Here is a 14666-nt window from a genome sequence, read left to right as displayed (position 1 = left end):
CGGTAGTTCAGGCCTCGTCCCGGAGTTCAGCGAGCATGTGACGCAGCTGAGGCAGAACGGCCGGGATACTGGTCTTGATTGCCCCGAGCACAAGTTCATCGTCGATACCCTGGTAGTAATGGACGATCTTGTCTCGCATGCCAGCAATCTCGATCCACGGAATCCGACACCATCGCACCCGGCTGGTCTCGCCAATGTACTTCGCCGCCTCACCGAGGACGATGAGCTGCCGGAGGATCGCGTCCCAATAGGCCATGTCTGCGTCAATCAAGTCCGCATCGGAATTGCCGCGGGCGTACATCAGAATCCGCTCACAGGACTGGATCATGTCCTCGACGTATGCGGGCTCACTGCGTCGACCACACACGAACCAAGTCCTCCTCCACGCTCGCCTTCACTCTCGGATTGATCGCCCGGATCGAGCTGGACTCCACCCTGCGCCCTAGAATCTCGGCAAGCCGCCGCTCGGCGCCAAACACCGTCTCGAGGGTAGGTTCCGCCACCTCGACGATGAGGTCGACGTCGCTGTCCGAACGCTGCTCACCTCGTGCGAACGAACCGAAGACGTCGATGCTCGTGACGCCGTATCGCTCGTGCAGCTCATCAGCGTGCGCTCGAATGCGTGTAATGACCTCGCCAAGATCCCGGGCCGGCGTCACCGCGGCCGGCCGATCGAGCACCGCCGAGCCATACGCCGCGGCCGCCTCGGCGGCCAACAGCGGCTGTTCGCCCGGGGCGCTCAATGACTCCGTGTCCACCCCCAGGACCTCGGCCGCACGGGAGAGTCGGCTCAGCGAGACGCACCCGTAGCGGTCCTTCTCCCAGCGCGCGATCTGCTGCTGGTGCACGCCCATCCGCTCGGCCAGCTCGCGCTGCGAGAGACCGTGCGCGAGCCGCGCGGCCACCAGTGCCGCTCCTATGGCTGAAAGCGGTGTCATACGCCGAGGATACAACGATTGTGTTGTTTCTACAATCAAATAGTTGTCGCACCCTCTGCGTGTCACAGAACCAGCCTCGGTGCCGCGTCGCCCGCCGCACTCGGCAACGAGCGCCCCGCCCGCTATAGTGGGTGGGTGCCGCCAACGGCCGCTCGAAAGCCCACACCAGGAGGTCCCCAGCATGTGCCTCGCAATCCCGGCGAAGATCGTCGGCGAGCCCAACGACAACGCGATGGCCGAGGTAGACATCCTCGGCGTGAAGCGTCACGTCTGCCTCATGATGACGCCTACTGCCCAGGTGGATGACTACGTGCTCGTGCACGCTGGTTTCGCGATCCAGGTGATCGACGAGGAGTTCGCCCAGGAGAGTCTCGCGATGCTGCGCCAGATGGGCATCCGTACCGCCGACGAGCTGGCAGCCGAGGCCGAGGCCGACGCCGCCGAGGCCGCTGCCTCGTGAGCTCGGTCCTCGACGGTTTCCGCGACCCGGAGGTCGCGAAGCGCCTTGTGGACGCGATCCACGCCACCGCCACCGTGCCCTGCAAGCTCATGGAGGTCTGCGGCACGCACACGATGGCGATCGCCAAGCACGGCCTCCGCGGCCTCATGCCCGAGACGATCACCCTGCTCTCGGGTCCGGGCTGCCCGGTCTGCGTCACCGCGAACCCCGACATCGATCTCGCGATCGAGATCGCCCGTCAGCCTGGCGTAGTGCTGGCGACCTTCGGCGACATGATGAAGGTGCCGGGCTCGTACTCATCGCTGTCGGGAGAGAAGGCCGACGGCCGCGACGTGCGCATCGTCTACTCCCCGCTCGACTCGCTCACCATCGCTGAGAAGGAGCCCGACAAGCACGTCGTCTTCCTCGGCGTCGGCTTCGAGACCACCGCTCCCACCGTGGCGCTCACCATCCGTGAAGCTGCCCGGCGCGAGCTCCCCAACTGGTCGGCGCTGTCGCTCCACAAGACCGTGCCCGAGGCGCTGCGCGCGCTCGTGAACGATCCCGAGGTGCAGATCACCGGTTTCATCCTGCCCGGTCACGTCTCCACCATCATCGGCACCGAGCCGTACGAGTTTCTCGCGCGCGAGTACGGGGTGCCGAGCGTGATCACCGGCTTCGAGCCGGTGGACGTGCTCCAGGGTGTGTGGATGCTCTCCAAGCAGCTCGCCGAGGGCCGTGCCGAGGTGGAGATCGCCTACGGTCGCGGTGTGGATGCCGAGGGCAACCCCACGGCGGTAGCCGCGATGGAGGCCGCATTCGAGCCGGTCGATGCCGAATGGCGCGGGATCGGCGTGATCCCGGGCACGGGCCTGGCGCTGCGCCCCGAGTTCGCGCAGTACGACGCCCGCGTGCGCGTGCCGTGCACGCCTCCTGAGCCGCGCGAGATCAAGGGCTGCCAGTGCGGCGACGTGCTGCGCGGTGTCACGCTCCCCTTCGACTGCAAGCTCTTCGGCAAGGGGTGCACGCCGGAGCATCCGATCGGCCCCTGCATGGTGTCGAGCGAAGGCTCGTGCGCGGCGTACTACCGCTACACCGACTACGGCAAAGAGTAGGCGGCGTCGGGCCGATCCGGCCCACGGCACCGCCCCACGGATGACGGAGGTCCGACCTATGCGCGCTGACCGCATCCTGCTCGCTCATGGCAGCGGCGGCACGATGATGAAGGAACTCATCGAGGAGCTGTTCGTGGCCGAGTTTGGCGACGAGGTGCTGCTGCGGATGGACGATGCGGCCTCGCTCCCCTTCCCGGGAGCGCGACTCGCGTTTTCCACCGACACCTACGTGGTGCACCCGCTCTTCTTCCCCGGCGGCGACATCGGCCGTCTCGCGATCTGCGGTACCGTGAACGACGTCGCCACCTCGGGCGCCACGCCGCTCTACATCTCGGTCGGCTTCGTGCTCGAGGAGGGCATGCCGGTCGAGGAGCTCAAGCGCATCATCGTCTCGATGCACGACGCGGCCGCCGAGGCGGGCGTGCGCATCGTCACCGGAGACACCAAGGTCGTGGAACGCGGACACGGCGACGGCGTGTACATCAACACCGCTGGCGTGGGCGTACTGCCCGACGGGCTCGATCTGTCCGGGTCGCACTGCAAGGCTGGCGACGTGGTGCTGCTCTCCGGCACGCTCGGCGACCACGGCATCGCGGTCATCTCCACCCGCGAGGGACTGTCGTTCTCGACCGACATCCGTACCGACGCCGCACCCCTCTCCGCGCTCGTCGCCGCGGTGCTCGCCGCCGCGCCTGACGTGCGGTGCTTCCGCGACCCCACGCGCGGCGGGCTCGCCAGCACGCTTAACGAGCTCGCGAGCGCATCCGGCGTGTCGATCACCGTCGAGGAGCTCAGCGTGCCGGTGAACGACCAGGTGCGCGGCGCGTGCGAGATGCTCGGCTACGACGTCTTCCAGGTGGCGAACGAGGGCAAGATGGTCGCCGTCGTACCGGCAGATGAGGCCGAGGCGGCGCTTGGGGCGATGAAGGCCGCGCCGTACGGCGCCGAGGCCGTCGTCATCGGCACGGTCGCCGAGGGGCCTGCAGGCAAGGTGTACGTGCGCACCGCCTTCGGCGCAACACGCATCATGGACATGCTCGTGGGCGAGCAGCTGCCCCGGATCTGCTAGCACGCCATGCCGCACGACGTCGCAGCGACCTCCGGCGAGCGGGTCTCCGGCCTGATCAGAGTGGCGCTCACCGGCATCGTGTGGGGCACCATCCCGCTCGTGCTGCGCGCTGCCGACGGCGACCCGTGGGTGAAGGTCTTCTACCGCGTCTTCTTTGCCACGATCGTGATCGGCATCTGGATGCTCGCGACCGGTGGCTGGCGAGAGGTCGCCTCGCTCGACAGGCGCAAGTGGTGGCAGGTCATCACGCAAGGCCTGCTCCTCATGGTGAACTGGCTGCTGTTCCTCACCGCGCTCGACCTCACCGAGGTGGCCACCGCCGAACTGCTCGGCTACACGGGCCCCGTGTTCGTCGCAGCGCTCACGCCGCTGGTTGTCGGCGAGCGGTTCGACCGCCGGATCGTGCTGCCGCTCGGCCTCGCGCTCGGCGGCATCGTGATAATCCTCGCGCAGCACGGCCTCGCACTCGGCGGCGGACGACAGGCGCTCGGCGCCGGACTCGCCGCGGCCTCGGCCCTCACCTACGCCGCACTGCTGTTGCGCTCGAAGAAGATCATCCGCGACATCTCGAGCGGCGCGCTCATGCTCGGCGAGTATGGCGTGGCCTCGATCGTGTTGCTGCCGCTCGTGATCTGGTCCTACACCCACGGCGGCGCACCTACGTCCGCAGGCGCGTATGCGGCGCTCGCAACGCTCGGCGTCGTCCACACCGCGCTCACGGGGTTCGTCTTCCTCTCGGGACTCCGTCGCGTCCGCGCCGACCACGCCGGCATCCTGATGTACGCCGAACCGGTGAGCGCGGTGATCTTCGCTGCGCTCTTCCTCAGCGAGCCACTGACCGCGGCAACGCTCATCGGCGGCACACTCGTGGTGCTCGGAGGCGTGCTGGTGGCTAGAATGGAACCGATGCCCGGAATCGAGGCGCCCGACGCGGTGCTCGAGACCGGAAACGCATGAGGAGGCGCCATGGGTTCGCTCGAGCGGCTTGAGACGTTGGACGCGGTTGCGCGGTTGCGCTCGCGCGACGCGTCGCTGTTCAGTGACGACATCGATCTGCGGATTCCCATCATGCAGCGCCTCGGCTGGACCGACCTCGCCGAGAAGGCGCCGGGACGTCTGCCGCTGCTCGATGGTCTGGCCAAGGCTCTCAGTTCCGAGGGTGCCACCGATCTGCTGCTGCTCGGCATGGGCGGCTCGTCGCTTGCACCGCTCGTGATGGCCCGCATCATCGGCGAGGCGGACGGCTTTCCCAGGCTCCATGTGCTGGACACCACCTCCCCGGTTCAGATCACCGAGCTGCTCGCAACGCTCGACCGGGAGCACACCTACGTGCTCATCGCGAGCAAGTCGGGCTCGACGATCGAGCCGCTGTCGCTCTACGCGATCGTGCACGCATGGCTCACCGCCGAAGGCATGAACCGCCGCGAGGCAGGCCGGCGTTGCATCGTCATCACCGATCCGGGCTCCCCACTCGAGAAGCTGCGCGAGCGCGAGCTCATGCGCACGGCGCTCACGGGTCCGGCCACCGTCGGCGGTCGCTACTCGGCGCTGTCGATGTTCGGGCTCGCACCCGCCGCGCTCATCGGCGTCCACGTGCCGACCCTCATCAGTCGCGCGGAGGCGATGGAGCGTGCGTGCGCCGCGCCGGTGGCCGAGAATCCTGCGGCCCTGCTCGCCAGCTGGATCGCTGACTCCTGGGAGGCCGGCGCGGACAAGCTGACGCTCGTGACCGGTGAGCGCTTCCGGCCATTCGGCCTGTGGATCGAGCAGCTGGTGGCCGAGTCGCTCGGCAAGGACGGCAAGGGCGTCGTCCCGGTGATCGAGACCGAGCCTTCCACGCCCTCGGGCTACGGTCCCGACCGCGCGGTCGTGGTCATCCGCTTTAGCGACGACACGACGCTCGCCGACTGGTCACGGAACGTGGCCGCCGACCACCCGGTCTTCGAGCTCACCGTCACCGATGTCTTCGACGTGGCGGCCGAGTTCGTGCGCTGGGAGTTCGCGACGGCGTTCGCAGGCGTGCTGCTCGGCGTCAACCCGTTCGACGAGCCAGCGGTGACCGAGGCGAAGAAGGCGACCACGGAGATCCTTGAGGGCGGAGCCGCCTCCGTGCCCGCCGCGGTCGCCGATCTCAGCGGCACGTGGATCACGTTCGCCGGGGCGCTCGCTGCGCCCGAGCCGCTCCCCGCAGACCGCGTGGGGGTGCTCCGTACTGCCATCGATGCCACGCGCGAGGGCGACTACCTCGCCCTGCTCGTCTACGCGCCCGAGGACGAAATGCGGCTCGCACCGCTCCGGGCAGCGTGCGCCCACCTTTCGCGCACGACCGGGCGCGCGGTCTGCCTCGAACTCGGTCCGCGCTACCTGCACTCCACCGGTCAGCTGCACAAGGGCGGCCCGAACACCGGCGTCTTCGTGCTGGTGACCGCGCGCGATCGCGAGGACATCGAGATCCCCGGCAAGCGCTTCACACTCGCCGCGCTGCACCGCGCGCAGGCCGAGGGCGATCTCGTTACACTCGCCCGCCACGACCGCCGCATCCTGCGCGTCGATTTGCCGTCGACGAGCGCTCAGGACATCGGTGAGCTCGCGGCGGACATCATCGCCGCTGCAGGCTGAGCCCTCCCGCCGAAACGACAGCGCCGGCCCCACCTCTCGGTGGAGCCGGCGCGCCGCGCTCTGGGTCCCTACTGGGGGGTGGGACCCGAGACGCCTACTTGCCCTTTGTGAACATGCTGCCGACCTTGTCGAGACCGTGCTGCTTCTCGTGACGTTCGCTCGCCGTTCCGTGGATCCGCATCCAGATCTGATCCACGTTCTTGGGAAGCTGCCCGTCGATCTTGCTCACGATGATGATGGTGAGCAGGCCCAGCGGGAACGTGAAGAGCACCGGGAAGGTGAGCGCCCCGAAGAACCCGAGGATGCCTTCCTTTCCGACCGTCCCAAGCTGCTGGAAGATGTTCAGGAAGATGATCGAAATGGCGCTGATCAGGCCAACGAGCATACCTGCGGTCGCGCCCCTCTCGGTCGTACCCTTCCACCAGATGCCGGTGAGCAGCATCGGCACGAAGGCCGAGGCGCCGACCGAGAACGCCCAGGTCACCATCATGGCGATGAGCGCCGGGTATGCCTGGTCCAGACCGTACTTGGGGATGGCTAGACCGATGAACAGTGCGAGGGCAGCGAACGCCAGCACCGCGATCTTGCCCACGGCCACGCGCTTGGCCTCAGTGGCGTTGGGATCGACGTACTTCTCGTACACGTCATGGCCGATGGCCGACGCCGCTGCGATGAGCAGACCGCCCACCGTCGAGAACATGGCCGCGAACGCTCCGGCGGACACGATGCCCATCAGCCACTGGCCGCCGAGGATCTCCGCGAGGGTCGGCATGACCTGGTCGGGCTTGACCAGCAGACCGTGCACGGTGGCTGCATTGAGGGTGCCGCCGCCCGCGAGGTACTCTTTGATGAAGCCAAGTCCGGCGAGACCGGCGATCGGCGCGAAGATGTAGAACGTCCCGATGAACACGAGCACCCAGAAGGTGGAGCGACGGGCTGCCGAACCGGACGGGTTGGTGTAGTACCGGTTCAGGATGTGCGGCAGTCCGGCCGTGCCCAACACGAGTGCGAGCACCATCGAGAACTGGTCGAACGTGTTGTAGCGATGACCGGGCTCGGAGAAGAGCTGGTCACGCAGCTCGTGTAGCTTGTTTGCGGAAGGCAGCGCTACCGGGATCTTGCCTTCGGCATCGCTGGCGATGAACTCATCGACCTTCGCGAGCTCCTCCTCGGTCATGAGGCTTGCGGCTGAGTCGTACGGGGTCTTGCCCGTCGCAGGATTCTCAGTCGTGAGCTCAGCGACGGTCATCTGCTTGGTGTTCACGATCGGGCTCTCGGATGCATCGGCAAGCGCCTGCGGGTAGCTGAAGCCGTTGCCGAACGAGAAGATGACGACCATGGTCATCGCGAACGCGAGCCACCAGAACTGGAAGATCTGGTTCAGCGTCGTGCCCTTCATACCGCCGACCGCCACGTAGAAAGCGATGATGCCGGCGACGACGACAACGCCTGTGGTGTACGGGTCCATGCCGAATGCGCCCTTGCCCACCAGCACCTGCCACGTGGTCCCGGCGCCGAACATCTGCGGCGCCATGTAGAAGAGCGACGTGAGCAACACCGCGATGACGGTGATCAGCCGGATGCGGTTCGAGCCGAAGCGCCCGAACGCGAAGTCGGCCACGGTGTACTCGCCGAAGCGCCTGAGCGCCGAGGCGATGAAGAGCACCACGACCATGAAGCCGCCGGCGAAGCCCGCAGCGTACCACACGCCATCGAGTCCGGATGCGTACACCGCTCCCGCGACTCCCAGGAAGGAGGCGGCGGAGAGGTAGTCGCCAGAGATCGCCGAGGCGTTCGAGAAGGACCCGACCTTGCGGCCTGCCAGGTAGAAGTCGGCAGTGGTGCGCGTGAAGCGGCGGCTAAAGATCGAGAGCGAGATCGTGAAGACGATCAGAGCGATGACGAGAACGATGGCTATCGTGTTCATTCGGCTTCCACCTCCTTCGCAGTCTCAGTGGCCGTGATCGCTGTGGCCATGTCCATGAGTTGCTCATCGAGCTTGTCGGCCTGCTTGGAGTAGGTCCAGGCCATGGTCCACAAGAAGATGTAGTAAAGCAGTGAAACGACCAGGTAGTTGGCGGTGAAACCGCCCCAGATCGGCACCGCGTACCAGCCCTCCCACCACACCGAAGCGGCGGGGATAGCGAGCGTCACAGCGAAGAAGATCGCACCGTACGTGAAGCTCAGCTTGCGCTGGGCGCGGAACACGATGTCGACGCTCTCGATGGTGTCCGTGTGGTCGCCGTGCCGGATATGCTGCGAATCACCGGAGACCGTCGAGATGACGTGCAGTTTCGAGTCTGGCATGTGTGCACCTCCTCTTGTCTTGAGCGAGCCGGGTCTCCGGCGGTCAGTCGGACTTCACAACGAACACGGGAATAGGCGAGCCCTTCACGACCGTCTCGGCCACGCTGCCGAGCGCGATGCGCTTGAGGCCGGTGCGGCCGGTGTCGCCGATGACGATCATGTCGGCCTTCCAGTCCTCGGCCGTCGCGACGATGCGCTTGGCCACGCCGCCCTGAACGATCTCGACCTCGCACTCGACTCCGTTGCGCTCACAGAGCGTGTACGCGAGGGCGAGTCCCTTGATCGACGGATGAACGCCCTCGTAGACGTCCTCCGTCATGACCTCTTCGGGGTACTCGAGCGCCTCAAGCCCCGTGTCGACGTAAATGGCCTTCACCGTCGCGCCAAACGTCTTGGCGAGGGCCACTGCGTACTCCGTGGCCGCGACCGAAGGCTCGGAGCCATCCGTCGGCAGCAGGATGCGACCGATCTCGACGCAAACCTCATCGATATCGCCGAGCTTCACTGACTCGGCTGAGCCTTTGATGCAGACCTCCATGCGTTCCACCTCCCAGCGACTGTCGGGCGGCGTGCGCACGCCCGCACCACAAGGCTACGAGCATGAGGGGACGTGCGGAACGAACCTGCCGCCTGCGGTGGCGAAGCCTCGGCGGAAGGGCGGAATGCGCCGGCAGACGGCTGCCTCACCGTCGGAGAACGGCGTACCCGCCGCTCACCGCGCGGAAGTACCGCTTACCGCCGTTCTGGAGCGTGGGGAGTGTCTACGGCAGATCGACGATCTGCGCCGATGGCGGGGAGACGGCGAGGTCGATGATCGCGGCAGTGGCGCCACGACCGTCGCGGTTCTTGCCGCCCGCGCTGCCCGGGTTGACGAACAGCACGTCTCCGACCTGCTCGATGGCGGGGCGATGCGTGTGCCCGCTCACGATCACCGAGACGCCCTCAGGAATGCCCGAGGCGATCACGTCGCTCGCCTTGTGGGCAACGAGGATGCGATGGTCGTTCATGCGCAGGACGGCGGTGTCCAGAAGACGCCACTCGAGCTGTCCGGTGTCCATGTTCCCGTGCACCGCGATCACCGGTGCGATCGACTCAAGGTCATCGAGGACGCGCTGACTGCCGATGTCCCCCGCGTGGACGATGCGATCCACGCCCGCAAGCACCGAAGCGGCAGATTCCGGGAGAGTCCCGTGGGTATCAGATACCGCGCCGAGCTTCATCGCTCACAGCCCCAGGAACCGCTTGAGTGCCGGGGCGCGCCTGCGGGAGACAGGTATGCGGGTCTCGGAAGCATCCTTGAGTGTGAGCTCCATCGTGCCGCCATACATCGGCGCAACCTCTTTGACCTGCGCGAGGTTGACCAGGTAGCGACGATGCACCCGGAAGAAGCCCTGCGGCTCGAGCTTCTGCTCCAGATCGGCGAGCGAGAGCGTTGAGAGGTAACGCTCACCGTCCGTGTATATGTAGCTGTAATCGTCCTTCGCCATGATGTGGCAGATGTCGGCTACCTGGAGAAGCAGCTTGCGGCCTCCGCGTTCCACGGGAAGCCGCTCGAGGCGCGCCGGCGTCTCTGTGGCCGGCACCAACCGATCGATAGCCATCCGTAGTCTGCGGATCTCGACCGGCTTCACGAGATAGTCCACCGCGGCCACTTCGAACGCCTGTACGGCATGCTCGCTGTGCGCCGTCACGAACACGATCGCTGGCGGATGGGCGAGCCCGGTGAGTGTCTCGGCAAGCTCGATTCCCGAGAGCCCCGGCATGTTCACATCGAGAAATACGACATCGTACGGGATCGCCTTGATGAGCTGAAGCGCCTCACTCGCGCTCCCCGCTTCACCGACGACCTCGACTCCGCCTGCTTCGCCCAGCAGGAAACGCAGCTCGGAGCGAGCGGGCACCTCATCGTCTACGAGCAGTGCTTTAAGCATCGCTCTACTCGCTCACCTCCTCCAGGGGTACGACGATCGACACGGTCACGGTCGTCCCCTGGCCCTCGACGCTGTCCACCGCAAGCCCACTTCCGGGCCCGAAGTGCCCCTTCAGTCTATCGTCCACGTTCTTGAGCGCGATGCCTAGCCCCTTGCCGAATCCGGCCTCAAGCACGCGCGGCAGCTCGGCTTCGCCGATTCCCGACCCGTCGTCTGTAACGTGCACCCGGATGACCCGGCCCTCGCGGGAGCCGGTGAGCTTGATGGTGAGCGGGCGATCGGGACACACCCCATGCTGCACGCAGTTCTCAACGAGCGGCTGGAGGATGAACGCGGGAACCGACACGTCCAGGACGCCCGCCTCGAACTCCTCGGCAACGATCAGGCGGTCGCCGAATCGCGCCTGCTCGAAGCGGAGGTATGTGAGGGCGTACTCGAGCTCCTGTCGCAGCGGTATCAGACCCTCGTTGTCTTCGAGCGTACGACGGTAAAACGACGCGAACTCGCGCAGCAGCTCGCGCGCCGTGCCGGGGTCGGTTCGGATGAGCATCGCGATCGTATTGATCGTGTTGAACAGGAAGTGCGGGTTGATCTGCGCCTGCAGCGCCTTGAGCTCCATCCGGCACGCGAGTGCCGTCTGGCGTTCGAGCTCCGAGAGCTCGAGCTGTGTGGAGAGCAGGCCCGCCAACCCCTCCACCATCGTCACCTGGGTCTCGTTCAGAAGGCGCGGCGTTGTGTAGTAGAACTTGAGGGTACCCACGGCCCCGCCGCGTATCTCGAGCGGAACCACGATTGCGGCACGCAGCATGCAGTCGCGCTTCGGGCAACCGATCTCCTCCTTCGAGCCGAGGATGCGGTGCTCGTTCATCTCGATGGACTCGCGCGTTGCCCGCGTCATGATCGGACGGCCCACGGCATGGTGGTCCTCCCCGATCCCCGCAAAGCCCAGCACCTGCTCGGTATCGGTGATGGCCACCGCTGCGGCCTCGCTCTCCTCGAGCGCGAGCCGGCAAACCTCCTGGGCTGTTTCGGGATCCAGGCCGCGCCTCAGATACGCCAGCGACCGGTCAGCGATCTCAAGGATCTGGTGCGACTGCATCGCCCGCAGGTGGTCGGGGCGGGTAGCGACCCGCGCCACCGCGGTCCCCACGGCCACCAGCGCCAGGCCTCCGATCGCCACTACGAAGACCGTGCGGGGCAGCGAGATGATGAGCCCCATCCCGACGACGATCGCGATGATGGAGGTCGCGATGAGCAGCGTGGCGTCGACCACCCACGAACGCATGGTTGAGATCGCCCTCACCTCACCCTCTCGTCGGTCCCGAATCTCAGGAAGGCGTAGCTGCGGCCTGTGTCCCTGAAGCGCTCTCGGCGATACAGCTCCTGCGACGCCGCGTTGTCGATCTGCGTTGAGAGCGTCACGTTGCGTCCGCCCTGCTCCCACACATGCCCGACCGCGTCACGCACGAGCGCGGAGCCGATTCCGCGCCGCCGCCACTCGGGCGCGACACACAGTCTGCCGAGAAGCCCCTCGCCACCGCTCAACGTGCACAGAGTATAGCCGACGACCTCACCGCCACGCTCGGCGAGGGCCAGCCTGGCCGAGGCCAGGAAACGCTCGAGGTGCCTGAGGTCGTAGCGCCAGAACGCATCGAAGCAGCGCGCGTCCAGATCGAGCAGGGCCGGCAGATCCTGCGCTCCGGCGACTCGAAGACTCACCTCTTGAGGCGGGTCCGTGGCGGGAGCATCGGCCGACCGTACCAGCCGGTATGCGGACACGAGCGTATGGATGCGCATGCCGGCCGACTCGTAGAAGTGCATGTCTTCCACAGGCGTGGGCGGGCTGATGACGTCGTTCATTCCCTGCTCCGTGGCGATCCGGCGGATCTCGGCCAGCGCCATTTCCGAACGACTCACTGGACACCAGAGCGCCTCGATCGAGAGGTACGGCAGGTGGTCCCGCCAGCGGCCCAGCACCACGACATCACCCTTGCTGCTGACCTGCACCCTCCAGGACTCCGCGCCTGAGACCGCCTGCAGTTCCAGCGCGTCGCCGAAGACGCGTGTGGCCGTTAGCGTGCGCGCAAGGCGGCCGATCTCGGCGGAAGTGGCGGGGCGGAAGCGCTGAGCGGCCATTCAGACGATCCCAAGCTCGGTAGCCGCGAGTACTGCCCCGACGGCGAGCAGCACGATGGCGAAGCCCACCTGCACCGGCCGCTCGCTCGCTATGGACGTGATCCGCGCTCCCAGCAGCGCGCCAGGAACAACGCCCGCAGCAAGCAGCAATGCGAGGCCGACGTCCACATTGCCGAGCAGGTAGTGCGTGATGGTGCCCGGTATGGCAAGCACGCTTACAACCACGAGGCTCGTGGCCACCGCCCGTTTCGGCGGGAAGCCGAAGAAGCGGATCAGGGCCGGGACCACGATGAACCCGCCGCCGAGGCCGAGGAAGCCCGAGTACAGCCCCGCTATCGCGCCAAGACCGCCCAGCCACCACCACGACCGCGTCCGCTCGGCATGAGAGACGCGTTCGTGCTCGGGCCGCGCGGACCGAAACGCCAGGTACAGCATGTCGATCGCGGTCCAACAGATAAGCGCTGCCGTGACAACGAGCACCACATCTCCGCCGACGAGCGTGGTAGCGCGCGCACCGAGCACCGCGAAGGCGCCGCCGATCGCACCGACGGCGAAGCCGGTGCGCGTGTCGATCAGGCCCCGCCGCGCGTAGACAAGCGCGCCGGCCACGGCCGTTGGGATGATGACAGGCAGAGGCGTTCCCACCGCGATGAGCTCGGGGCGGCCCAGCAGCAATCGGATGGCGGGCGTGGTGACAAGCGCGCCACCGATACCGAACATCCCCGAGAGGACCCCTGCCACGAGGCCGATGGCCACGGTGAGCGGTCCCTCCATGGGCATCGCCTCAGTCGGCCTGTATGACCGGGAAGCGGCCCGTGAGCGCCCCGCGGTCCACGCGCCGCTCGCCCGTGAACAGCGACTTCAGCGCGACATCGTTCCATACGCGGTCGGTCAGCATCGGCCACCGGCGCTGGAACGCGAAGTACCGCTCGCAGTTCTCGCGCGCGTAGTGCTGCGCCTCGGGAACGGCCTTTCGGCCGATCGTCAGGTACGCACCCCGCTCCTTGCCCGAGAACGATCGTAGCAAGGCGGTGATCCGCGACCGCCAGTTCACCGAAGAGTCGACGAGGTGCCCCGGATAGGGCATGAGCGACTCGGCGGTCACCTGTCGCAGGTCGACCTGCGACTTGGAGAACTCGAGCTTCCTGTGCGTGTAGACGAACCGGTAGACGTCGTCCCGGAAGCGGGCCGCCTGGCTCGCCTGCGCGGGCGGCCGATGGATGATCGACCACTCTGAGTCGAGGAACACGTCGCCGCCGTGCATGCGCGCGTTGATCACGTAGTCTATGTCCTCACCGCGCACCGCCCACGGGTCGAACGAGACGTTGCAGTACATGTCCCGGTGCAGCGTCAGGCACCCGCCGAAGGCCAGCGCGGTGGGCTTGATCCGCGGCGGCTTCATCGCCTGCGCCATGGCCCTGTTGTAGAGCTCGCGCTGACGCCAGAACGTATCGGACCAGGGCGTCTCACCCGCCAGCGCATACGCCCCGGCATCGTCGACGTAAAAGCCGCTCTTCGCGAGCACCGTGCGGCCCTGCCCGTCGCGCTGGCCGATGCCCTGAACCGCCCGGGCGAGGAACGACGGGTCCGTGATCACCTGATCGTCGTCGAGGAACACGACGGTCTCGCTACCGAGCACCGAACCCAGCACGAGACCCACATTGCGCACGCCGCCGTACCCCGACAGGCTCACGCCATCTATGAGATCCGCAAACTCCAGCTGCTCCATTCGGCGATGCAGCGAGCCGATCTCGGCCGGGCCGCATACCAGCGCATCGATGCCCGGGAAGTCCGCGAGGATCTCGAGCACGCGGTCTTCGGCCGCATGTTCGATCGCAGCATCGGTGACCGCGACGATGACGACGACGCGACCCAGTCCCTGAACGGCCTCGAGCGAGCGAAGGCAGTCGGGCAGCGTGCCGGTCTCGCCGAGCGGAGTGGGGTGGTCGAAACGGACGCTCGACCGCTCGAAGCCGCGGCTTCGGCGTCTTGTCCAGAAGGTAGGGATCACGACGGTAGGTTGCACGGACGTCCCTTCACGTATGCGCTGGCCCGGAGGGCCGGATAGACGTGTGTAGTATTCTAGCCGTTCGTGGGTTCACCTGGTTGGCG

The 14666-nt window shown here is 66.8% G+C and carries 16 protein-coding genes; 5 read left to right on the top strand and 11 right to left on the bottom strand.

Annotation, left to right across the window (positions count from 1 at the left end; translation table 11 throughout):
- Window positions 1-7 precede the first annotated feature (7 nt).
- Window positions 8-367, bottom strand: coding sequence for a DUF86 domain-containing protein (locus Q7W51_03300; protein MDO8847401.1), 360 nt, complete (start codon window positions 365-367; stop codon window positions 8-10).
- Window positions 348-938: a helix-turn-helix domain-containing protein gene (locus tag Q7W51_03295; protein ID MDO8847400.1), complete on the bottom strand. Its 591-nt coding sequence runs from the start codon at window positions 936-938 to the stop codon at window positions 348-350. The genes Q7W51_03300 and Q7W51_03295 overlap by 20 nt, the downstream gene beginning before the upstream one ends.
- Before the next feature lie 181 nt (window positions 939-1119).
- On the opposite strand from Q7W51_03295, the gene Q7W51_03290 reads away from it, so the two are divergent.
- From Q7W51_03290 to Q7W51_03270, 5 genes are read left to right on the top strand one after another with little or no spacing between them, the layout of a single operon-like run.
- On the top strand, window positions 1120-1398 hold the full coding sequence (locus Q7W51_03290; GenBank protein ID MDO8847399.1) for a HypC/HybG/HupF family hydrogenase formation chaperone: 279 nt from the start codon (window positions 1120-1122) through the stop codon (window positions 1396-1398).
- Window positions 1395-2492 (top strand): hydrogenase formation protein HypD, encoded by a 1098-nt coding sequence (gene hypD / locus Q7W51_03285; GenBank protein ID MDO8847398.1) that lies wholly within the window; start codon window positions 1395-1397, stop codon window positions 2490-2492. Before Q7W51_03290 ends, hypD begins: the two co-directional genes overlap by 4 nt.
- A 58-nt stretch (window positions 2493-2550) precedes the next feature.
- On the top strand, window positions 2551-3561 hold the full coding sequence (gene hypE / locus Q7W51_03280; GenBank protein MDO8847397.1) for a hydrogenase expression/formation protein HypE: 1011 nt from the start codon (window positions 2551-2553) through the stop codon (window positions 3559-3561).
- A gap of 6 nt (window positions 3562-3567) precedes the next feature.
- Window positions 3568-4518 carry a DMT family transporter gene (locus Q7W51_03275; GenBank protein MDO8847396.1) on the top strand — a complete coding sequence of 317 codons (951 nt, stop codon included), beginning with the start codon at window positions 3568-3570 and terminating at the stop codon, window positions 4516-4518.
- 9 nt (window positions 4519-4527) lie between these two features.
- On the top strand, window positions 4528-6180 hold the full coding sequence (locus Q7W51_03270; GenBank protein ID MDO8847395.1) for a hypothetical protein: 1653 nt from the start codon (window positions 4528-4530) through the stop codon (window positions 6178-6180).
- A 94-nt stretch (window positions 6181-6274) separates the two neighbouring features.
- Here the strand turns inward: Q7W51_03270 and Q7W51_03265 are convergent, their stop codons facing one another.
- The 9 genes from Q7W51_03265 to Q7W51_03225 form a co-directional block, all read right to left on the bottom strand.
- Complete coding sequence (locus Q7W51_03265; GenBank protein ID MDO8847394.1) at window positions 6275-8107, bottom strand: cation acetate symporter; 1833 nt, start codon at window positions 8105-8107, stop codon at window positions 6275-6277.
- Window positions 8104-8487 carry a hypothetical protein gene (locus tag Q7W51_03260; protein ID MDO8847393.1) on the bottom strand — a complete coding sequence of 128 codons (384 nt, stop codon included), beginning with the start codon at window positions 8485-8487 and terminating at the stop codon, window positions 8104-8106. Before Q7W51_03260 ends, Q7W51_03265 begins: the two co-directional genes overlap by 4 nt.
- Before the next feature lie 43 nt (window positions 8488-8530).
- Window positions 8531-9025 (bottom strand): universal stress protein, encoded by a 495-nt coding sequence (locus Q7W51_03255; protein MDO8847392.1) that lies wholly within the window; start codon window positions 9023-9025, stop codon window positions 8531-8533.
- Window positions 9026-9248: 223 nt separating this feature from the next.
- Complete coding sequence (locus tag Q7W51_03250; GenBank protein ID MDO8847391.1) at window positions 9249-9707, bottom strand: metallophosphoesterase family protein; 459 nt, start codon at window positions 9705-9707, stop codon at window positions 9249-9251.
- Between the two features lie 3 nt (window positions 9708-9710).
- On the bottom strand, window positions 9711-10418 hold the full coding sequence (locus Q7W51_03245; GenBank protein ID MDO8847390.1) for a LytTR family DNA-binding domain-containing protein: 708 nt from the start codon (window positions 10416-10418) through the stop codon (window positions 9711-9713).
- 4 nt (window positions 10419-10422) lie between these two features.
- Window positions 10423-11721 carry a histidine kinase gene (locus Q7W51_03240; GenBank protein ID MDO8847389.1) on the bottom strand — a complete coding sequence of 433 codons (1299 nt, stop codon included), beginning with the start codon at window positions 11719-11721 and terminating at the stop codon, window positions 10423-10425.
- Window positions 11718-12554, bottom strand: a complete 837-nt coding sequence (locus Q7W51_03235) for a GNAT family N-acetyltransferase (protein MDO8847388.1) — start codon at window positions 12552-12554, stop codon at window positions 11718-11720. The genes Q7W51_03240 and Q7W51_03235 overlap by 4 nt, the downstream gene beginning before the upstream one ends.
- Window positions 12555-13328, bottom strand: a complete 774-nt coding sequence (locus tag Q7W51_03230) for a sulfite exporter TauE/SafE family protein (protein ID MDO8847387.1) — start codon at window positions 13326-13328, stop codon at window positions 12555-12557.
- Window positions 13329-13338: 10 nt separating this feature from the next.
- Window positions 13339-14580 (bottom strand): hypothetical protein, encoded by a 1242-nt coding sequence (locus Q7W51_03225; protein MDO8847386.1) that lies wholly within the window; start codon window positions 14578-14580, stop codon window positions 13339-13341.
- Window positions 14581-14666 lie beyond the last annotated feature (86 nt).

Source organism: Coriobacteriia bacterium, assembly GCA_030652115.1.
Taxonomy (GTDB): domain Bacteria; phylum Actinomycetota; class Coriobacteriia; order Anaerosomatales; family Anaerosomataceae; genus UBA6100.
Note: the sequence above shows the minus strand (reverse complement) of the source record. Positions and strands in the feature narration are given on the sequence as shown.

What these genes read in the sequence shown, in the direction of transcription:
- Q7W51_03265 (MDO8847394.1), bottom strand. Translation starts at nt 8,107, where the DNA reads ATGAACACGATAGCCATCGTTCTCGTCATCGCTCTGATCGTCTTCACG.
- Q7W51_03245 (MDO8847390.1), bottom strand. Translation starts at nt 10,418, where the DNA reads ATGCTTAAAGCACTGCTCGTAGACGATGAGGTGCCCGCTCGCTCCGAG.
- Q7W51_03260 (MDO8847393.1), bottom strand. Translation starts at nt 8,487, where the DNA reads ATGCCAGACTCGAAACTGCACGTCATCTCGACGGTCTCCGGTGATTCG.
- hypE (MDO8847397.1), top strand. Translation starts at nt 2,551, where the DNA reads ATGCGCGCTGACCGCATCCTGCTCGCTCATGGCAGCGGCGGCACGATG.
- Q7W51_03250 (MDO8847391.1), bottom strand. Translation starts at nt 9,707, where the DNA reads ATGAAGCTCGGCGCGGTATCTGATACCCACGGGACTCTCCCGGAATCT.
- Q7W51_03295 (MDO8847400.1), bottom strand. Translation starts at nt 938, where the DNA reads ATGACACCGCTTTCAGCCATAGGAGCGGCACTGGTGGCCGCGCGGCTC.
- Q7W51_03255 (MDO8847392.1), bottom strand. Translation starts at nt 9,025, where the DNA reads ATGGAGGTCTGCATCAAAGGCTCAGCCGAGTCAGTGAAGCTCGGCGAT.
- Q7W51_03230 (MDO8847387.1), bottom strand. Translation starts at nt 13,328, where the DNA reads ATGGAGGGACCGCTCACCGTGGCCATCGGCCTCGTGGCAGGGGTCCTC.
- Q7W51_03235 (MDO8847388.1), bottom strand. Translation starts at nt 12,554, where the DNA reads ATGGCCGCTCAGCGCTTCCGCCCCGCCACTTCCGCCGAGATCGGCCGC.
- Q7W51_03275 (MDO8847396.1), top strand. Translation starts at nt 3,568, where the DNA reads ATGCCGCACGACGTCGCAGCGACCTCCGGCGAGCGGGTCTCCGGCCTG.
- Q7W51_03290 (MDO8847399.1), top strand. Translation starts at nt 1,120, where the DNA reads ATGTGCCTCGCAATCCCGGCGAAGATCGTCGGCGAGCCCAACGACAAC.
- Q7W51_03270 (MDO8847395.1), top strand. Translation starts at nt 4,528, where the DNA reads ATGGGTTCGCTCGAGCGGCTTGAGACGTTGGACGCGGTTGCGCGGTTG.